Annotated in this window: 13 protein-coding genes; 2 read left to right on the top strand and 11 right to left on the bottom strand. The window is 32.3% G+C overall.

Translation table 11 applies throughout. The features are described 5' to 3' along the window. On the bottom strand, positions 1 to 237 hold a 237-nt coding region (locus RBH29_RS15695; RefSeq protein ID WP_306697926.1), incomplete at its 3' end, for a dockerin type I repeat-containing protein. A gap of 184 nt (positions 238 to 421) precedes the next feature. On the opposite strand from RBH29_RS15695, the gene queG reads away from it, so the two are divergent. Next, positions 422 to 1,444 (top strand): tRNA epoxyqueuosine(34) reductase QueG, encoded by a 1,023-nt coding sequence (gene queG, locus RBH29_RS15690; RefSeq protein ID WP_306697925.1) that lies wholly within the window; start codon positions 422 to 424, stop codon positions 1,442 to 1,444. Between the two features lie 64 nt (positions 1,445 to 1,508). Here the strand turns inward: queG and RBH29_RS15685 are convergent, their stop codons facing one another. Both RBH29_RS15685 and RBH29_RS15680 read right to left on the bottom strand, forming a co-directional pair. Next, entirely contained in the window at positions 1,509 to 2,336 is an 828-nt protein-coding gene (locus RBH29_RS15685; RefSeq protein WP_306697924.1) for an HAD family hydrolase, read from the bottom strand. A 166-nt stretch (positions 2,337 to 2,502) separates the two neighbouring features. Next, positions 2,503 to 2,862, bottom strand: a complete 360-nt coding sequence (locus RBH29_RS15680; RefSeq protein WP_306697923.1) for a hypothetical protein — start codon at positions 2,860 to 2,862, stop codon at positions 2,503 to 2,505. A gap of 442 nt (positions 2,863 to 3,304) precedes the next feature. Between RBH29_RS15680 and RBH29_RS15675 the strand changes: the two genes are divergently transcribed. Then, on the top strand, positions 3,305 to 4,054 hold the full coding sequence (locus RBH29_RS15675) for a DUF362 domain-containing protein (RefSeq protein ID WP_306697922.1): 750 nt from the start codon (positions 3,305 to 3,307) through the stop codon (positions 4,052 to 4,054). Positions 4,055 to 4,184: 130 nt separating this feature from the next. On the opposite strand, the gene murA is transcribed toward RBH29_RS15675, so the two are convergent. From murA to RBH29_RS15635, 8 genes are all read right to left on the bottom strand, one after another. Further along, complete coding sequence (murA, locus tag RBH29_RS15670; protein ID WP_306697921.1) at positions 4,185 to 5,459, bottom strand: UDP-N-acetylglucosamine 1-carboxyvinyltransferase; 1,275 nt, start codon at positions 5,457 to 5,459, stop codon at positions 4,185 to 4,187. 151 nt (positions 5,460 to 5,610) lie between these two features. Then, complete coding sequence (locus tag RBH29_RS15665; protein WP_306697920.1) at positions 5,611 to 6,378, bottom strand: YwmB family TATA-box binding protein; 768 nt, start codon at positions 6,376 to 6,378, stop codon at positions 5,611 to 5,613. Between the two features lie 202 nt (positions 6,379 to 6,580). Then, positions 6,581 to 7,423, bottom strand: coding sequence for an S-layer homology domain-containing protein (locus RBH29_RS15660; RefSeq protein WP_306697919.1), 843 nt, complete (start codon positions 7,421 to 7,423; stop codon positions 6,581 to 6,583). A 96-nt stretch (positions 7,424 to 7,519) separates the two neighbouring features. Then, the gene (locus RBH29_RS15655; protein WP_306697918.1) at positions 7,520 to 11,362 is read right to left on the bottom strand and encodes a fibronectin type III domain-containing protein; all 3,843 of its coding nucleotides are present in this window, start codon (positions 11,360 to 11,362) and stop codon (positions 7,520 to 7,522) included. A 155-nt stretch (positions 11,363 to 11,517) separates the two neighbouring features. Continuing rightward, complete coding sequence (locus tag RBH29_RS15650; RefSeq protein ID WP_306697917.1) at positions 11,518 to 16,401, bottom strand: ferrous iron transporter A; 4,884 nt, start codon at positions 16,399 to 16,401, stop codon at positions 11,518 to 11,520. A 599-nt stretch (positions 16,402 to 17,000) separates the two neighbouring features. Next, entirely contained in the window at positions 17,001 to 18,026 is a 1,026-nt protein-coding gene (locus RBH29_RS15645) for a DUF4351 domain-containing protein (RefSeq protein ID WP_306697916.1), read from the bottom strand. 70 nt (positions 18,027 to 18,096) lie between these two features. After that, positions 18,097 to 18,261: a manganese catalase family protein gene (locus RBH29_RS15640; RefSeq protein WP_459076795.1), complete on the bottom strand. Its 165-nt coding sequence runs from the start codon at positions 18,259 to 18,261 to the stop codon at positions 18,097 to 18,099. Positions 18,262 to 18,325: 64 nt separating this feature from the next. Continuing rightward, positions 18,326 to 18,705, bottom strand: a 380-nt coding sequence (locus RBH29_RS15635) for a helix-turn-helix domain-containing protein (protein ID WP_306697915.1), incomplete at its 5' end; no start/stop codon positions are given.

The raw sequence follows: 18,705 nt of genomic DNA, 5'->3' as shown, positions 1-18,705 counted from the left end.
ATCTGCTGCTTTCATGCCATGTGGTGAAGGAAAATCTGATATAATTTCTAACATATATCGTGTAAGTAATGCCGCATCTGTACTGTCAACATTTCCATCACCATTTAAATCACCATAAATAAATTCTCCATCATCAGTATTTGCCCTTGTCTCAATAGGACTTAAACCCATTAAAATTGTAAATACCATGGATAAAGATAGACATGCAAATAAAAAAACTCTCACATTTCTTTTCATTGTTACTCCCCCTAGAATATTTTTGTGCCAATATATACAAGCACTTTTTTACCATTTTATTATATCTTTTGATAAAATGCAACATTAAAAAAAATTTAAGTGCACATAATTATTAAATACACCTAAAAAATTAATATGCTATAATGAATAAGAGAAACTATAAAATTAAAGAAGTGATTTTCACATGAACGTTAAAGAAAAAATTATTGAATTTTCCAAAAGTATAACTATTGATGATATTGGGTTTTGCTCTGCAAAGCCACTTTTTTCTCTGGAAAAATTACTTTTAAATAGAAAAAACAACAAAAACACAACTGAATTTGAAACCCCTTGCATACAAAAAAGATTAAATCCTAAAAATCTTATGCAAAGTGGGAAAACAGTAATTATAATTATTGAGAAATACCCCAACTATTTTAAGCAAATTGATGACAAAAACATGAGGGGAACACTTTCTCTCTGTGCAATTGGAGAAGATTATCATATTAAAGTCAAAAACAAATTGGCTAAATTATGTGAAATGTTAGAGAAAAACTTTAATGCAAATAGCATTATGGAAGTTGACACAGGTCCACTTCTTGAAAGGGCACTTGCAGTAAGAGCTAATTTGGGATGGATTGGCAAAAATAATTGTTTTTATTCCTACAAATACGGAAGTTTTGTTTTTATAGGCTGTATTGTAACTGACATGGAATTTAAGGTATCTGATGTCGAAAGTACAAAACCCCTATGCTCAAAATGTCAAAAATGCATTGACAACTGCCCTACAAATGCATTATCCTCTAATGGCATAAATCTTAAAAGGTGTCTTGCATACAATACAGTTACAAAAAACAACTTCAACTTTGATGTTCTAAAAAATTTTGGAAACAACCTTTATGGTTGTGATATCTGTCAGCTTAACTGCCCTTATAATTCTGATATACGTGAGTATAAAACTGCCAATATTTTTGAAGCCGAAAAAATAAATCCTAAAATTGAGGATATCTTAACCATGACAAAATCCCAGTACCAGAAAAAATACAAAAATACTGCGATATACTGGAGGGGAAAAAACATATTAAAAAGAAATGCATTAATACAGGTGATAAATTCACCTGACAGTGAGTATAAGAAAAATGTTATTGAAAGGATTTTGTTTAAGGAAAACAACAGCTATTTAAAAAACTTCCTCTTTGAAGCTTTAAAAAAAGTAGATAAAGAGTAAAAGGCAGAGCCCCTTATAATTGAATTTCTCTCATTAGTTTAGCAAACTCTTAAATCTCCCACTTTTAAACACACCTTTTCAATAAATAATCAACAGCATCTTCAAACCCGTATGGATGAGGAGTTGTTGTATAATCAGCTATTTTCTTTATACTGTCTACAGCATTTCCCATTGCAATTCCAAAACCTGAATATTCAATCATATCTATGTCATTTTGAGCATCTCCAATTGCTGCAGTTTCATCTCTGTCAATATTCTTTAATTCCAAATATCTTTTTATAGCCTGCCCCTTTGATGAACCATGCACCATTACATCTAAATAAGTGCTGGCAGATTGAACTACATCAATTCCCTCTAGTTTGCTCAGCATTTCTCTTCCCTTATCTATTGCTTCCATCTTGTTATCAAATAAAAGCAATGCCTTTAAAAAAACATAGTCCTTTTCAAACATATCATCTAAAGAGTCAATTTTCAAAAAATTGGCCTGTAAGTGTTTTGGCAATTGAGCATTTATATAAGGTAATCTATATGACTTTGGAGGCATTTTTTCAAACATTATATTGTTTTTTTCATAAACCGCCCAGTCAACTCCTAGTTCTCTGGCTGTGTATATTGTCTTTTTTACAATATCTTTAGATAGTGGATTTGTATATAAAACCTCATTTGTATTTAAATCCTTTATCACTCCTCCATTACAACCTATTACAGGGGTTTTTAATCCAATATTATGATGAATGCTTCTCATCATATCGGTATGTCTTCCAGAGACTAAAACCACATCTATTTTATTGTCCAATAATTTTCTCACTGTTTTAACTGCATCCTCAGTTATGTCACCACTATGTTTTACTAATGTTCCATCTAAATCAGAAAATAGTACTTTTATATTCATATATCAACCATCCTATTATAATATTACTGAAACTCACCATATCTAAAGATAGGTAGTTCTTAGAGTAGAAATACACTAAATTATTAAGGTTTGTATTTCACATTTGCATTATACACAACTTTATTGCATATCACAAGTACAAAAAATTTAAGATATTTAGCTTTAGCTACACGAATTCACTAAGCTTTTCAGAACTTTGCTCTGTGTCCTGTGCAATCTCATTGTAGATTTTATACCATTTTTGCACGCCATTTTCAAGCTTATAATAGTGAAATACATAGGGAATTAAAAGAATAAGAAATACCGCACTTAAAGATAGAAGTATCATTTTTTCAAATACCACTGCAAATAACACAGAAAGTAAAAAAAACAACCCAAAAAATAAAGTAACTAAAAGATGAATTAATCTTTCATGTTGAATGATTTCTATTTGATTTTTATGATACTTTTTTAAAAAATCTAAATCTCTTTGCTCCTTTAAACTTTCTGAAATTAGTTTTTCATGTTTTTTCATATACTTAACCATATTTAAGCCCTCCTTGCATTTATTATATATTATTTTTTATTTTTTTTTAAAAAAACACTAAAGTAATTTTTGTTTTTCATCGATATGTATCTTGAAAGTCAAAAATAACTTTTTAAAATATATATTTTACTCCCCTAAAAACCGTGCATTCTCACTTCTTAATTAGAATGCCACGGTTCTTTTTTTATTCACTCACTTACAAGTATATCGACATAACTTAAAAACAACTACAGTGTAACAAGTGGTGTTTACCAAAATCCAGTTTTAATTGACCTCGATATATATTTTTGATAAAATCACACTAAATCAATATATTAAGAAATGTCTTAGAAATAACTTTGCATTCTAAAGGACAAAACCCCGATGATTTAACGGATTTTAGACAATGAAAATTGGATGTTATTTCTTACCCGTTATTAACTGTAAAACAAGGAGGTCTTAAATGGTTGTTACTAATTTTATATCTTATGAAAAATCTATTTGTGAAATTTTAGATATGCTAAAAATAAGTTCTGTTTTAAAAAAACAAAAAAATATACTTATAAAACCTAATATTGTTAATAGGGATTCTTTTCCTATAACCACTCCTCCTAAAATATGCGAAAATATTGTTTTGTATATTAAAAAACACAGCAATGCCCAAATAATAATTGGTGATGGATGTGGTTCACCTGAATATAGTACAATAGAGGCTTTTAAACACCTAGGATATGATGAAATTTCAAATAAATATAACATTGACCTGGTTGATTTAAATACTGTGCCTTTAAAAAAATACAAAGACTCAAGTTGCTTGGTTCACAAAGAAATGCATTTACCTGAACTGATAAAAACACATTATATTATTTCGGTACCTGTTTTAAAAGCTCATTCTCTAACTCAAATAACAGGTTCCATGAAAAATATGATGGGGCTGCTTCCTCCTAAATACTACATGGGAAAACATGGTGTCTGGAATAAAGCAGTTTTTCACAATAGAGTGCATGAATCAATAATTGATTTAAATAAATATGTTAGCCCTTCCCTTACCATTTTAGATGCAACTGTTGGTATGGCTGAATTTCATTTAGGCGGAGCTAAATGTGATCCTCCTGTTAATAAATTAGTAGCAGGTTTTGACGCAAAAGAAGTTGATAGAAAAGCGGCAGAACTGCTCGGGTTTAATTGGAATGAGATAGACCATTTGAAATAGAACTATACAGAACAAAAACTAGGTTTTTACAATTTCAAAAGAGGTACAGCCACTTATCTTAAATAGCTGTACCTCTACATGTTTCTCTGTTTATCTTAATCCAAACTTGCTTCTACCAATTTGGTATGTATTACTCTTCTTCTTCCTCTTCAACTCTTTCTATATTAGCACCTAATGCTTTAAGTTTTTCATGAATTTTTACATATCCTCTTTCAATATGCTCAATACTTGTAATCTCAGTGTTTCCTTCTGCTATCATTCCTGCAAGAATCAGAGCTGCACCTGCTCTTAAATCTGTCGCTTTAACCTTTGCCCCTGTTAGTTTTGGATTACCGTCTATAATTGCACTTCTGCCCTCGATTTTAACATTAGCACCCATTCTCTTAAGCTCTGCTAAATGCATAAATCTATTCTCAAAAATAGTCTCAATAATCATACTTGTACCTTCTGCCTTAGTCATTAAAGATGTCATTTGTGCCTGCATATCCGTTGGAAAACCTGGATATGGATGTGTTTTTATGTCTATAGGCTTTACAATTCCACCAGCTCTAACGTGAATACCTGATAATTCTTCTGAAATCTCAACACCAGCTTCCCTCAATTTTGCAGTTATAGGCTTTACATGGTCAGGTACAATATTTTCAATTAATACATCCCCGCCTGTAATTGCTGTAGCTGCCATAAATGTTCCTGCTTCAATTCTGTCAGGAATTGCTGTATGGTTTGTTCCACCTAAAGAAGCCACACCATTTATTTTTATTGTATCAGTTCCTGCACCTTTAATATCTGCTCCTATAGATGTTAGATATGTGGAAAGATCTACAATCTCCGGCTCAATTGCTGCATTTTCAATAATAGTCTGGCCATCTGCTAAAGATGCTGCCATCATAATATTTTCTGTTGCTCCCACACTAGGAAAGTCTAAATATATCTTACTTCCTTTAAGCCTCCCATTAACTCTTGCCTCAATAAATCCATGTCCCTGTTCAATTTCAGCACCCATTGCCGCAAAGCCCTTAAGATGAAGATCAACAGGTCTTGTCCCTATGGCACATCCTCCTGGAAGAGATATTTTTGCCACACCAGTTCTTGCAAGCAAAGGTCCCATAACTAAAATTGATGCTCTCATTTTATTCACCAATTCATATGGTGCAGTGGTATTTGTTATATCGTTACACTTTATGCGAAGTTTGCTTTTAGCTTCTGAAAACTCAACGCTCACTCCAAAACACTCTAACAAATCACCCATAATTTTCACATCTGTTAGATAAGGTATTTCTTCTAAAACGCTTTCCTTATCTCCTAAAATTGATGCTGCTATAATTGGCAGTACGGAATTTTTAGCACTACTTACCCGCACTGTTCCCCTTAAAGGGTTTCCCTCAGATACTATTAATTTTGGCACACCAATTCTTCCTTTCGTATTTTTTTTGATTTTTTCTTTAGTAAACACTTCTTTAATTTCAAACTAAATCACCTGTAACTTTTTATTCACTTCTTTTATGAAGCTGACATTATATTTAAGACATTTAAAATACACTTTTTTATAGATGTCCTCAATATTCAGTTGTTATAACAGGCGATGCAATCCATATATATGTTTTATCTTCGTAAGAGTTATATCGTATTGCAAAATTTAAATTAACTTTTTTACCATCTACATTTATTGATTCACTAATAGCAGGCGAATAGGCGGAAACACTTATTAAATTCCTATCCGCAATTCCATTTACTTTACTTGCATTAGAATTCTTAAATACATTTTCACTCACAGCATTAAGCGCTTTATAGTCCAGTTTTTCATCAAAATATCCCGTTATGCAAGTACTTACTACAGGTTCAAGGTTATATCTTTTAAAACTCTCCTTAATGCTCTCTGTTATTTCCTCTAGCTCACAATCTTCAAAATCGGTAGAGATACTTACTGAAACATATGCCTCTTTAGAATCTGAATTTGCACCTCTAATTTGCGAATTAACATTTATTCTGTTTCCATCTCTAGTTAGTCCAGTTATCTCTAGCTTCTCAACAGAGTCATTATTAACGTAATTTTTTGAATATAAATCATTTTTAACAACTTCAAAATCCTTTTCAAAATCATCTACCATTTCTTCTAAGTTGTTAAAGTCTCCAAACCAACTTCCTGCTCTGCTCCATATATAAACTTCACTATTTAAATGCTTTGCCCCAGATGCATTAAATGCTTCTTTTAATATTGAAAAAGAATGTCCTTCTATATAGTATAGTCCAATATATACAATTGTAAATAGTATTGTCGTTATTAATATCAATAAATATAAATTTTTAGTAATAAACTTTTTCACGTACATCCCCCTTTAGTAACGGCTAAGAAATAAATCATTAGAATTTTCTCCTTGAGAATAAAAAATTATTTCTAAGACATTTCCTAGCATTTCACTTGAATTGCTATAGTAAAATTATTGCCTTTTTTTCATTGGGATATACGTCCAATATTTTTTAAATTATCTAAACCTTTTTAGTCACCTCCTTAAAATATTTCTTATGTTAATAGGTGGAAAGTGCTCTGCTTACCATCATAGCACAATTGCTTCTTGTTATGAAGCTTTCTTCATTAAAGTCATCATAAATTTCATCATCGACTTTAATTATTCCACAATCAAACATTTTTTTCACTGAGTCACTATACCATTTGTCTCTTCTCAGTTTAGAATACATTCCGTTTTTTGTTGTTTTAAAATTAAATGCTCTTGATATTATGGAACTAACTTCTGCTAAAGTTATTGGTCTATCAGGTCTTATAGTATTGTCCTGATAACCGGATATAAAATTGTTCTCTGCTGCAATCAGTATAATCTCCTTTGCCCAGTGCTCACTTATGTCAGAAAACATATTTATATCTTTTTTCTCTCCTTCAAGGTTTAATGAATTAACCAAAAGAACCATAAATTCAGCTCTTGTTATAAAGCTATCTGGAGAGAATGTCCCATCAGCTCTGCCATTTACAATTCCAGCATCATATAAATGCAAAATATATTCTTTTGCTTCAATACCTTTTATATCGCTAAATGGTAACCAATCTCTATTATTTATATTTTCAAGCCTCACTTTTATAGGTGGTATTGCATTTATTAAATTATATTCTAAATGTGCTTTTTCTGGTAATTCTTCTCCTGTTTCATATCCTATGTGTAGCGTCTTACCATTAACCAGATAAAAGTGATTAATTCTTATTCCTTCAGAAGTTTCTTCATCTCTTCTTCTAAGTTCTATTAAAATTTGAGATTCATCTATCTCTTCTATATTGTACATAAAACCACTGGCACTTACAATTTGTACACTGGTGAGCATTAAGCACATTATGTATACTTTCACTTTATTTATATTCATTATTGTACCCTTCAACTCCTTCTTTTTTTCATATGTAATTTTTTCTTATTATTAAGTCGTAGAGCTACATGCAACTGGACTTTTATTTAATCTTCACTAGTAGAGCTCTCCTGTATATACCAAAAGCTTTTCTAAAAGCCACATAACCTCTCCTCTTGTTATTTCGTCGCTACCATCTGCCACCGTTCCGTCATCTCTTACTAAATCTAATCCATTTTGTCTTATAAATTCCTGTCTTTCTCTTTCTCCTAGAAATTGGTCGGTCTTTAGTTCGTAAACTCTTGTAATCATTTCATATACCTTGTCTACAGTACAGTTTCTATTTGAATTTGATACTTCTGCATTTGTTATAAGACCTACTTTTGCTGCATCAATCATGACTCTATCACTATATTGATATTCCAAAATATCAAACATAAATTTTACAGTATCACCTAAATTAGCATATACATCTGGTTCAAACAATCTACCATCAATGCTTTTTAATTCATATGCAGAAGCCACATTATTTATGGCATTTTCAAACCTGTGATAATAAACATCGTCAAAAAATTCCTTTCCCAATTCTGCAATGGCCATATCGCCAAGTTTAGTAGATTCCATAATTACCTCGCCCTTATTTCTATCTCTATCATAAGAAGCAAAGGTGTTAAGTCTTTGCCAGTCGGAAGTATTTTTATCATATACATAGGCAAATGTCTTTCCATCCACATACCATCCACTTTCACTATATTCCACCGAAACTTTAAGTGGCTTTAAAAGTTCATCAAATGGCAGAGTAATTCCTCCATCTCTTACACCAACCTCTATACTTAAAACTTCCTTTTTAAAATTCATATTTTTTGTGTCTGTTTCAAAATCTTCTGGATTAGATACTACTATTTCATAATCAACCCTTGAATTGCCTTCAATTAAAGGATTGCTGTTCTCGCTTGTAATAACCCCCGGTCTAATTGTCAATGAATTATCCTTTGTTTTAACAATAAGATTTTTCCCAAGTCTGGTAAAGCCCATAAAAACCCTGTCAGACACAAGCATTCTTATCTTTTCATATTCATCCGGTGGATTTGTCAAGTCAATTATATAGTCTAAACTTTTATCTTTAATAACACTTTCTAAAAGCCTGTCTGCATTAACACCTGTTATTTTAACATTCCACACTCCATCAATTATTTCTTCATCTATTTCAACATATTCCCCTGTTATTACATCATCTATTTCCTGATCCGCATCATACTCATCCGAGCTTGATTCCGTTCTTACCGTTACACTCTGAGTTGGTTTAGACCTTAAATCCTTTTCTGCATCATATGCATAAAGTCTGGCATAATATCTGTGATTTGAATGAAGTCCATCTACAGTAAACTCTGAAACTTCTCCTGCATTATATTCTTCTGATTCTCTGTAATCATGATCTCTTGAAACTTCAATTATGTACTCTAACCCCTCTTTTCTCATCCATTCATAAGTTATACTGTCTAAGGTAATTGCATCACGACTATTTTTAATTCCAAATCCAACAGGAGTGTCTGGTGGAATGTATTCTAAAGTCCTTACAGAATATGAATCGCTCCACTCTGATTTTTTTGTTTCACCTGATTCATTTACAGATTCTGCTTGAATCCAGAAATAATACAGGTTATCAGGCACCAAGTCTTCTACTCTGTAATATATTGAGTCGTATAAATCTTCAGGCGTTATTACAATCTCCTGCCCTGCTGTATTTATATCGTCTTCCAGCCCATATTTAATATAATAGTTATATGTAGGTACAAAATCCCATCCCAAATCTATATATTCATCACTTGCAAGACTATAATTAAATCGTGGTACTACTGGCTGTTCAATGGGCGGTACTATAACAGGATCTGTAGTTATTATCAAAGGATCAGAAGGTCCTGAAGAAAGCCCTTCACTGTTTCTTGTCGCCCTTACCCATATTACATAAGTTTTATTTGGTTCTAAGTCTGTCAGCGTAATATCAATATTATGATTCATTTTATGAGGATTAAGATCTGGATTTTCCATATCGTCATTGGGCTCTACTGGAAAATCAGTCACTTTATCTGCAGGTATTGCATTTAAATCATCATATGACATACCTTCAGTAAATTCTATACATCCAACATCGATGGTAATTCCTGAATCGTATGAGATCTTTCTATAATTTAAATCATCAACTTGATCCTCATCAGCTATTGGATCAAAAGGAGGCTCATCATTCTCATCATACTTTTTAGTTCTTATATATTTCCACGTTTCTGATTCCTCATCGTATTTTTCATACCATAAGTTCTTAAGTTGAATTGTGGCTGAATCGTGGGTAATTAAATATTCTCCATCTTCATCTTCTTTCACTTTAAGAGGTGGTCTTGCTGGCACTTGTGGCTGCTCGGTCGGACCTTCTTCTGGAGTTATAATAACTTTATAGGAAGGATCCGAATTATAAGTTACCAGTTGAAGTGTATCATCAACATATTCAACAAACTGCTTTTTAGCAACCATTTTAAGATAATAGGTTGAATTAGGGTTTAAATTTGTAATTGGATATTTATATCCAACTAAATTATTTCCACTAACCACATGGTTTCCACTTCCCATATTTGCACTTGAGGCAATTTGGGTATCAGATGGAGGATTGTCAATTGTATTTGGATCTTCAATAAGCCATATGTCATATAAAACGTCTGTGTCAACCTCCCCATCTGATCTAAATGGAGCTCTCCACAAAACTGTAGCACTACGAGGTTCTAATTCATCTTCATAGCTTATTATGGTATCTCCCTCAACACGCTCAAATAAATCTACAATCTCAGGTGAAGAAGGCCTTGAAGAAACTTCACCCTCGGTTAACATAACTTCATCCGATTCAATTCTAATGCCTCTGTAGACCTCTTCTCCATTTCTTGTAACTATTGCCCGAATTATAAAATAGTACTGATCATCGTCGTATGGAACAGTCACAAAAAACTCTGTACCATTAACCTCGGACATATATTGGGGCAGCTCATTTGTATCTGCATTTCCACGATATACATGATATACAATTTCTATATCACCATCACCTAATCCTGTAACCACAGGACTCCAATCCAATTTCCATACCGTCCCATCCGGTGTAGAAGACATTTTTGTGGTCTTTACCAGTATAAAACTGCTCACTGTAATAGTTTCTGTATACTGTGTTCTTTTTATCTCATCATCTGCAATATCAGGCTCAATTCTTATATAGTACACTCTTCCTGGATCTCTTACATTATGTACATATTCAAGCTTCCCTGTGGCTTCATCTACACTTACAGATCTGCCCTCTCCTATTTGTTCTTCTCCTATAAATATAGGAGGTGTATTTGCAAAGGTATCGTTTTCCGATATATAAAGCTTGTAGTCTATTCTTCCATCAGTATTCCACACATCATCCCACACTATCTTAATCTCATTTGTTCCCTTTGCATATGCCTCTACTTCTATATCTGTTAAAGCTTTAACTATATTAGAAGATCCAGACTCAGGACTGTTGAGGGTATTTCCCTCTACCATATATGTATGATATGCAGTCATGTCAATATGGTAAATTGTCCCTGAATCCAACTCATTCATTCTGTGCTCGTACGTAGCATCTGGGGCTGTAGAAACGGGGAGATTTCCCTCTTCTAATGTTCTTGTACCTCCAGCCTCATACGATTTTGGAATTTTTCTTGTGTAAAAATTAATAAACCCACCTGTAGCATCACCAGGAAAATCTACATCCCACGCAAGATCTATATAATGCCTGTCATATTCATTATAGCCAATAGCAGGTTGCTCCTCGTCTATTGGCTCAACTCTAGCCATTGATGGAGGGTTTTGATTTCGATACTCCAGTGCAAATCCACTATTTGGTTGTAGTACTATACTCAATACAATGATTAATAACGCAAATCTTTTTACTATAGTCATATCACTATCTCCTGCTCCTTTAATAGATTTATAAATAAAACCAGTCTTTTGTCAATTTACACATTTAGGAATAACACTCTATTCTCAAGCACAAAATCCCAATAATTTAATGGGTTTTTGACGACGAAAATCTAATATTATTTCTTGACTATCTCTTAAGGCTCTGTAAGATTTAAAGTTCTTACTAAGAAACTGACAATTTCTCCTCGAGTAACAGGTTTATCTGGATTAAAGTTGTATCTCTCATCAAGCGCTAGTATATTTAAATCCAATGTCATTAAAACTTCTCTATAATTGTTTTGGTGTATTTGACCTTCATCATTAATATAAATGTTTCTAGAAATCATCATACTGTCAACATTCAAATTAGTCTTATCAGAATAAACCATCATTATAACTCGTGCCGTTTCCTGCCTGTTTACATTCCTTGCTGCTCCACCTGAATTCAATAAATCATCAAGATTATATTTTTGAGCTCTCTGGCGTATATTAAATCCATTACTTAAAGCATCCTTTTCTGTAACAACTTCATATAGGAAAATCATCTCATTTACCCTTAAATTTTCTTCTGGGTAAAAAGACTCTAATGAACCAAAAACTTCTCTTAAATCATATTTTGATAAAAGCATCCTGATATCGTCGCCATAAGGATGTTCTTCATAAACATCATTTGCCGAAACATCAAGCATTAAAATTGCAAATTCACCTGGCTCAAATATATTAAACACCACACTGTTACGGAATTGAACGATATTTGATATTTTGTGCCAGTTATTCTGGCTATCATAGTTAACATAGGGCATCTTTAAGCCTTTTTTATCTGCATACACAAGCTTTACCATCACAGGCTTTGTGAATTCAGTTACCGCTTCGCTTTTAGCTATTATAGGGCTTACTCCACTTCTGCCTTCTATTCTAGTCTTTAAAAACATTGAAAGCTCATATTCTATATCTTCAAGTACTCTACCTATTTCATCATCAATTTCTTTAGATGAAGCATTTCCCTCTATAGGGGCATTTAACAATTCATTTAATTTTCGCCCAACAATTCCCGAACTCTCATTATACATTCTGTCATGTATCTGTTCTTCGAGTCTTTCTGAAGTTATTGTTGATCCCTCAATACTCACACCAAGCCTGTTAATTTTAGATACAGCTTCTTTTTCTTCAGAGAAATTTTCTACAGACTCATCTAATCGTTTAATATTTAACTTGTAGTAAACGTCATTTATGTTTGATCTGTTTAAAAATTCTGTAACATCAATATTTTTTGTGTCAATTGTTCCAGGTCTTAATGTGTATTCTGCTCCAACAGTTTTAAATTTTAGACTTTTATTAAATTCCTCTAAAGCTTCAACAACTTTAATAGGAATATATATAACATCCTCATAAAGTCCTTCTGCATGTTTTGAAATATCAAGCAAAAATACATTTTCTACATCATTTTTTATTGCGTCAATCATCCTATCTCTCTTGATTAGTATTTTATTAGACAATCCATTTCCAATATCTATTCTCCAATAAAGCAATTCTTCAAGCTCACTTATTCTATCATAAAATATTGCTTCCTTTCTTCTTCTTATATCTTCGTCATCATAAGCGTCTTGGTCAAAATCTGTTCTTACCTCAACAGGACCTACGTATTTTGAGTATGAAACGAGGGATTTATCTACAGGATCCTCTCTAATAGCTCTAACCTTTACATGGTACTTTGTATTTGACGATAGAGGAACATTTTCAATATCTCCATCTTCTGTTTCAACTGGAATGGTTTTTATCCTTGCATAATAATCTTCATAGTTGGTACCACTTGTCCTTATATTTTTTTCACCATAGTATGGACGTATTTCTCCATTCTCATTTATATAATTCTCAAAATTCTCATCTGAAAGTATGGTATACTCGTCATCTAACTCAGCTCTTATTGCCAACTCATATTTATATTCAGAAATTCCTCTCCACTTAACTTCTACATGATTGTAAATATTTCTGGTTGTAAGCCCATCTTGTGTATACACTAAAGTGGTACCATCATCTTTATATACTCTCACATCATAGAATGAATTAGGTTCTAAATCTACAAGTCTCACATAACATCTTGAGCCTAATTTTACTATTGTATATCTGTCCCTTTGCAATAGATTAAGTTTTAAGTCATCTTGGGATTTTATATAGATACTGTAATCTTCAGAATTTGTGTAGATATCCTCATCTTCAAAGAAAAATCCCAATTGTACGTCAGTTACAACCTCTAAAAACTCAGGCTGATCTATCAAAGATGTTGTAACTGGAATAGAAACCCATGAACTATAACGGGAAGGATCTTCCCTATCCATTGCCCTTATACTAAAGTAATACAGCCTATTTGGAAAAAGCCATTCATCTATTGTAAAGTTCATCTCTCCACTTTCTGGATTATATACAAAGTTATCAGCTAGTACTTCTTCTGATGGATCTAACAATATTTCGTCAAAATTTTCTTCGAAGCTTTGATATATGGCATCTTCATCATAATTATATAATTCATCATCAGGCTCAACTCTATTTGCTGTACATATAATATTGTAAATAACATCTGTCTCCTCTCTATCCCAGGTAAACTCTACAGCTGAACCACTAACCTTAGGATTCCCATCTTCATCCTCTGCAATTTTAAAATCTACAGGTGCCAGTGGTCTTTTAGCCGACTCATCAGCATCACCTATTTCTCCTCTAACTGTTGTTACATTGACAACTGGTGTATACTCGGACTGACGGTCTTCATCTTCACCATCTATGAATAACCTTGTTTTTACCATAAAGTAGTAGGTAGTGTTTTGTAGTAATTTATCACCAAAGGCAGCATAACCCGGATTATCTGATGAAAACTCTCTTACTACAAACCTTATTGATGTGCTTTCTGGGTCTTCCACCCCTACAAATGATAAGTCACCTTCTGATTCTTCAGTAGATCCTATCATTTTAAATGAATTTATATCTGGTCTTGTACTCATATATATGTCATAATGTACATCTTTTTCAACAGAGGTATCAGAAACATAATTTGACCAGTTTATATTTACTTTATCAAATTGCAGTTCAACAAAATTTGATATTTCTACCTCATCATCATCAATGAAAACATCAGCATCATTTTGAGTAAGTCTTAAATTAAAAGGCAGTGGAACATCAATTTCTTCTGTTGAACGAGTCGTAAAACTTACAATTACAGATTTATCAGACATTTCTTCTAAATCTTCAGTATTTCTGTCAGCTCCAGTTGTTGTATACATTTGCATATAATACACTGTATTAGGCAGCAAAAAGTCAGGATATTCCTCATCATTTGAAAATTCCTCTTCTTCAATTATAGGTTCGTCTCCATCCATACCAGTAAAATGTTTTCCTCTAAAAAGATCAAATCCTTCAATTGTGTACTCTAAGCGATTTCCCACTTCTTTAACATCTTTAGAGGAAACATATAAGACTCGCCTGTATTTTATTGGATAGTTACCATATGATTCACCCTCAGCTATAAGCTCAGGATTATTTTCCATTTCAATTTCTGACTGATGGGTATTTAGCATAAAATGAAATACAACATCCTCGTCTGGATCTGTATTGTCTCTTATTTCATCCCAGTTATGAGGTTTTGTCCACGAAACAGTTACGTCAGTAGAGTGTTGCTCCACCTCTTCACCATCTTCCACAATAGTTCTGGTCACAGGCTGCCTGTCAATAATTGTTACATCTCGTGGAACTGGAGATCTGCTGGTGTCTTCTGATAAAATATAATCCATAGGCAATGACTCTATTCGGTCATCTGCACCATCTGTTTTAACAACTATTTTATAGTGTATTTTGTTATCAGGATTCACTCCAGATATAACCGTTATAGCACTTTCTGCTCCCTCTGCAAAAAAGGTATCATTTATGGTTTTTCTCACCGGCCAATCTCCCTGTATTGACGGGTCTACACTTGACTGCACTTCATAAAAAAGCCTTGGCAAATCAAGACTTCCTTGATTCACTCTATATATTCTTACATATATATTATCATCGGAATCTTTTGAAAGTTCAAATCTTATAGGAGTATATGTATATGATTGTTCTCCCATCAAGCGACTGCTATTAAAGCCTGTGGGACTACCCACAGATGCCACAGATTCAGTATTTCCATCACCATCTTTAAACTCAAGCTTAACATTCATATAGTATACAGTTCCTGGAAGTATGTCGCTGTGGGGCAGTGCAAATTCTTCTGCATCTGGAAGTGAGGTATCTAAATCCTTTCTTCCCATGATATCAAAGTTTAAAAAGCCAGGTACATTAGATTCTTCAACACCTGATGTAACTTCTTGATTTCCTGACACATATGCTTCATAGTCACCATTATCATAATTAATATTAACAGATGCCTGAGAAGGTCCACTTTCTAAATTTGAAGAATCTGTGGAAATATTAATTTCAAAGTCTAGACTATCTATATCCAAATTATCACTATAAATATCATTTAAATTGTCTTCAATAGACTCTATAGCCGCTGAATCATTAGCTTCTATTACCGCATTTCCATCCCACACTCTAGGCATAGCCCATTCTAAATTAAGTCTCGGTTCATGCCCAATCTGATAGCCACCACCTGGTATAGCCTCTTTTTCCTGATCTGCATGGGAAGCAAAAAAGGATATTCGGGGAAGGAAATACAACAGTCCTTCTCCTATTTTTTCTCCACCCTGATCTGAATCGTTATACAATTCTACCTTTATATCGTAAATAAAATCATTTTGAAGTCCAGATATTTCATATGTATTAATATTTCCCTCATTACTTGTAATTGTATTTTCATCTCCAGCAGGAGTATGATATGTAATTTCAAAAGAACTGGTTCCCATAGGTCTGTCCCAGCCTATGGTTAAAACTCCTTCTGAATATTCTTCAACATAAACATTAACAGGCAAAGCCATTGCATGGATATTGTCCATATTAGGAAATATAAAATTTCCTAATAGTAAGCTTGCTATAATTATTACAAACAGTAATTTTTTTGTTTTTTTCATGGTAAAACCCCCATATATTTATAAACAGTATGTTTTTTAACACTTACACTATATAATTTATATCGGTAAATTACTGTTTAAAGTTAATAAATTATGGGATATTGTTTAAGGTTTTAAGGTGGGTTTGTATGATGTGAATTTTTATAGATTTCACACTATTTGTATTGGAGCTACATTGGAATTTGTAAAAGAGTAGCTCTAAAATTTATAAATATGCAAAACCAATTATAGACAAAACATCCTACCTTATTATATAGATACGACTGCCACCATATAGTGAATCTATAGTATAGATTCACTATATGAATTCTGAAAATACTTCTTAAGAATAATAATTCTGTTTCTTCACAATACACAAGAGTATCAAAAAACGTTTCTAATTCTATCCTTTTTTCTATTTCTTTTGTATTCAAATTAACAACATCAACTTGTCTTTTTTTAGTAGAAAAATTAATTGAACTAATAAACATTAAATTATTTAAAAAAAGTAGACTTTTACAGTCTACTAATCATTCTAATTTTTTACTTATTAATAATCCGTATATTTATCTTGCCTATATAAGGCTCAAATAAGTTATAAATATTAAAACACCTTATTTTTATTGTTCAAAATATTTATTGATATCTTCTAACCTTTCATAATCAAATATTCCATCAATAATTGTATTTAAAGTTTCTTCTTCCAACTCCTCAATTCTTTTACGTAAATCATCTGGCAAATCCCCAAACTTCTTTGTCAAGAGTCGTATTGCAGTTTTAGCAACTCCTCTTTTTTCTCCTTTTTCCTCTGCCTTTTTTGCAACAATAGGATTATATAATGTAGTCACCATAGTATCAACCTCCTTACCTATATCCTTATATTCTCCATATCTATTGTACAAATATTCCGATATATTCGTCAGTACTCTTAGTATTTTTTCCAAATCCGTTCCTATTATCTCATGACTGTTGTATAATTCTCCTATAACATTTATTGTCGTTTTTATAACTTCTATTAGCTTTTTAAATTCTCCGTTAATTAATCTTGCTTTATCTTCATACCTAATACTCTCACTATTGTATATATTTTTAATCCTTTTTCTAGACTTAAATACCTGTAGCGGTAATAGCGCATACATCTTTTTATCCTTTAGATCTTCTGCAGAGTATTCCCAATATTTTAATACAGGCACACTAAATCTTATTTCCTGTCCATCTGGCAATCTCAATTTAAAATACATCTCATCTTTTATATTTTTATTCTCTTCCAAAAAAATTACCAGTTGCTTTGGATAATATAGTGTTATCTCTTCTTTACTACTGTCAGACGCTTTTTCAACTGCTTTTTCAAAACCATACCTAAACATCCTTATTGCCATTGAATTATCATTCAAAGTCTGAAACTCTATATGGTAACTAAATGATTTATTCTCTGTTCTTACTGTTATAAATATATCCCCATATATTCTATCAAAATCATCATCCACAAATTCACTGTTTGAATACTCTATACTTACTTTTTTATAATCATATTTCTCATCAAATAGTGCATTTAGTAAATTTATCATTACCTTCTTTGATAGCTTAAACAGCACCTTCATCATCTGATCTAGCTTTATCTTTTCTTGCTTTGAATCTTTCCCCATCTACTTTCTCCTATTACTTTACTCATTTAAATTGTAACATATTACAGAGTTTATCTCAATATTTTTGTGTTCAGTTTGCCTTTTGCTCTGCTGCCATATTCTCTGTAAGATCTGTTATAGGATCGCCCTTTGATTGAATATATGCTGCTGTAAATGGATTTCCAGCAGCACTTACTGGGAAAATTGCTCTGTCATGATCTGCGTAGTAATCTTCAAGAGCAACATTGACAGGCAAAGGTGTTGCGTTAACAATATTGGTTTGAGATTTTTAGATGGGAATCTATAATTATATCTGAAATTCATTTATGAAAATTAATTGACTCATTTTCATGCTTACTTCTTAGTAAAATTTGCTGTCTTAAAGATAACATCATAGTGAAGAGTTTATCAACACCTTCTTTTTCATTCTTATTTAATGCTTCACTTCTCAAAATACTATATGGATTGTTTTTTTGTTTTTCTTCAAACACATCAGTAATATCAAATTCCAAAACTTTAGCTAACTCCTCAAATTGACTAATTGAGGGCACAAAACCCTGTCTTTCTATTCTGCTAATTATGGCTCTATTAATGCCAGTAAGATTTGCAAGCTCTTCTTGCTTTAATTTTTTTTCATTTCTTTTGGTTTTTACAGTTTCGGCTAATTTAATAATTGATAATGTTTTCATTTTAGAGCCTC

The sequence above is a fragment of the Herbivorax alkaliphila genome, from assembly GCF_030848475.1.
GTDB lineage: Bacteria > Bacillota > Clostridia > Acetivibrionales > Acetivibrionaceae > Herbivorax.
Note: the sequence above shows the minus strand (reverse complement) of the source record. Positions and strands in the feature narration are given on the sequence as shown.

Bases quoted from the DNA above. Each gene is read 5' to 3' on its own strand.
- queG (WP_306697925.1), top strand. From the start codon at position 422: ATGAACGTTAAAGAAAAAATTATTGAATTTTCCAAAAGTATAACTATT.
- RBH29_RS15685 (WP_306697924.1), bottom strand. From the start codon at position 2,336: ATGAATATAAAAGTACTATTTTCTGATTTAGATGGAACATTAGTAAAA.
- RBH29_RS15680 (WP_306697923.1), bottom strand. From the start codon at position 2,862: ATGGTTAAGTATATGAAAAAACATGAAAAACTAATTTCAGAAAGTTTA.
- RBH29_RS15675 (WP_306697922.1), top strand. From the start codon at position 3,305: ATGGTTGTTACTAATTTTATATCTTATGAAAAATCTATTTGTGAAATT.
- RBH29_RS15660 (WP_306697919.1), bottom strand. From the start codon at position 7,423: ATGAATATAAATAAAGTGAAAGTATACATAATGTGCTTAATGCTCACC.
- RBH29_RS15655 (WP_306697918.1), bottom strand. From the start codon at position 11,362: ATGACTATAGTAAAAAGATTTGCGTTATTAATCATTGTATTGAGTATA.
- RBH29_RS15650 (WP_306697917.1), bottom strand. From the start codon at position 16,401: ATGAAAAAAACAAAAAAATTACTGTTTGTAATAATTATAGCAAGCTTA.
- RBH29_RS15645 (WP_306697916.1), bottom strand. From the start codon at position 18,026: ATGGGGAAAGATTCAAAGCAAGAAAAGATAAAGCTAGATCAGATGATG.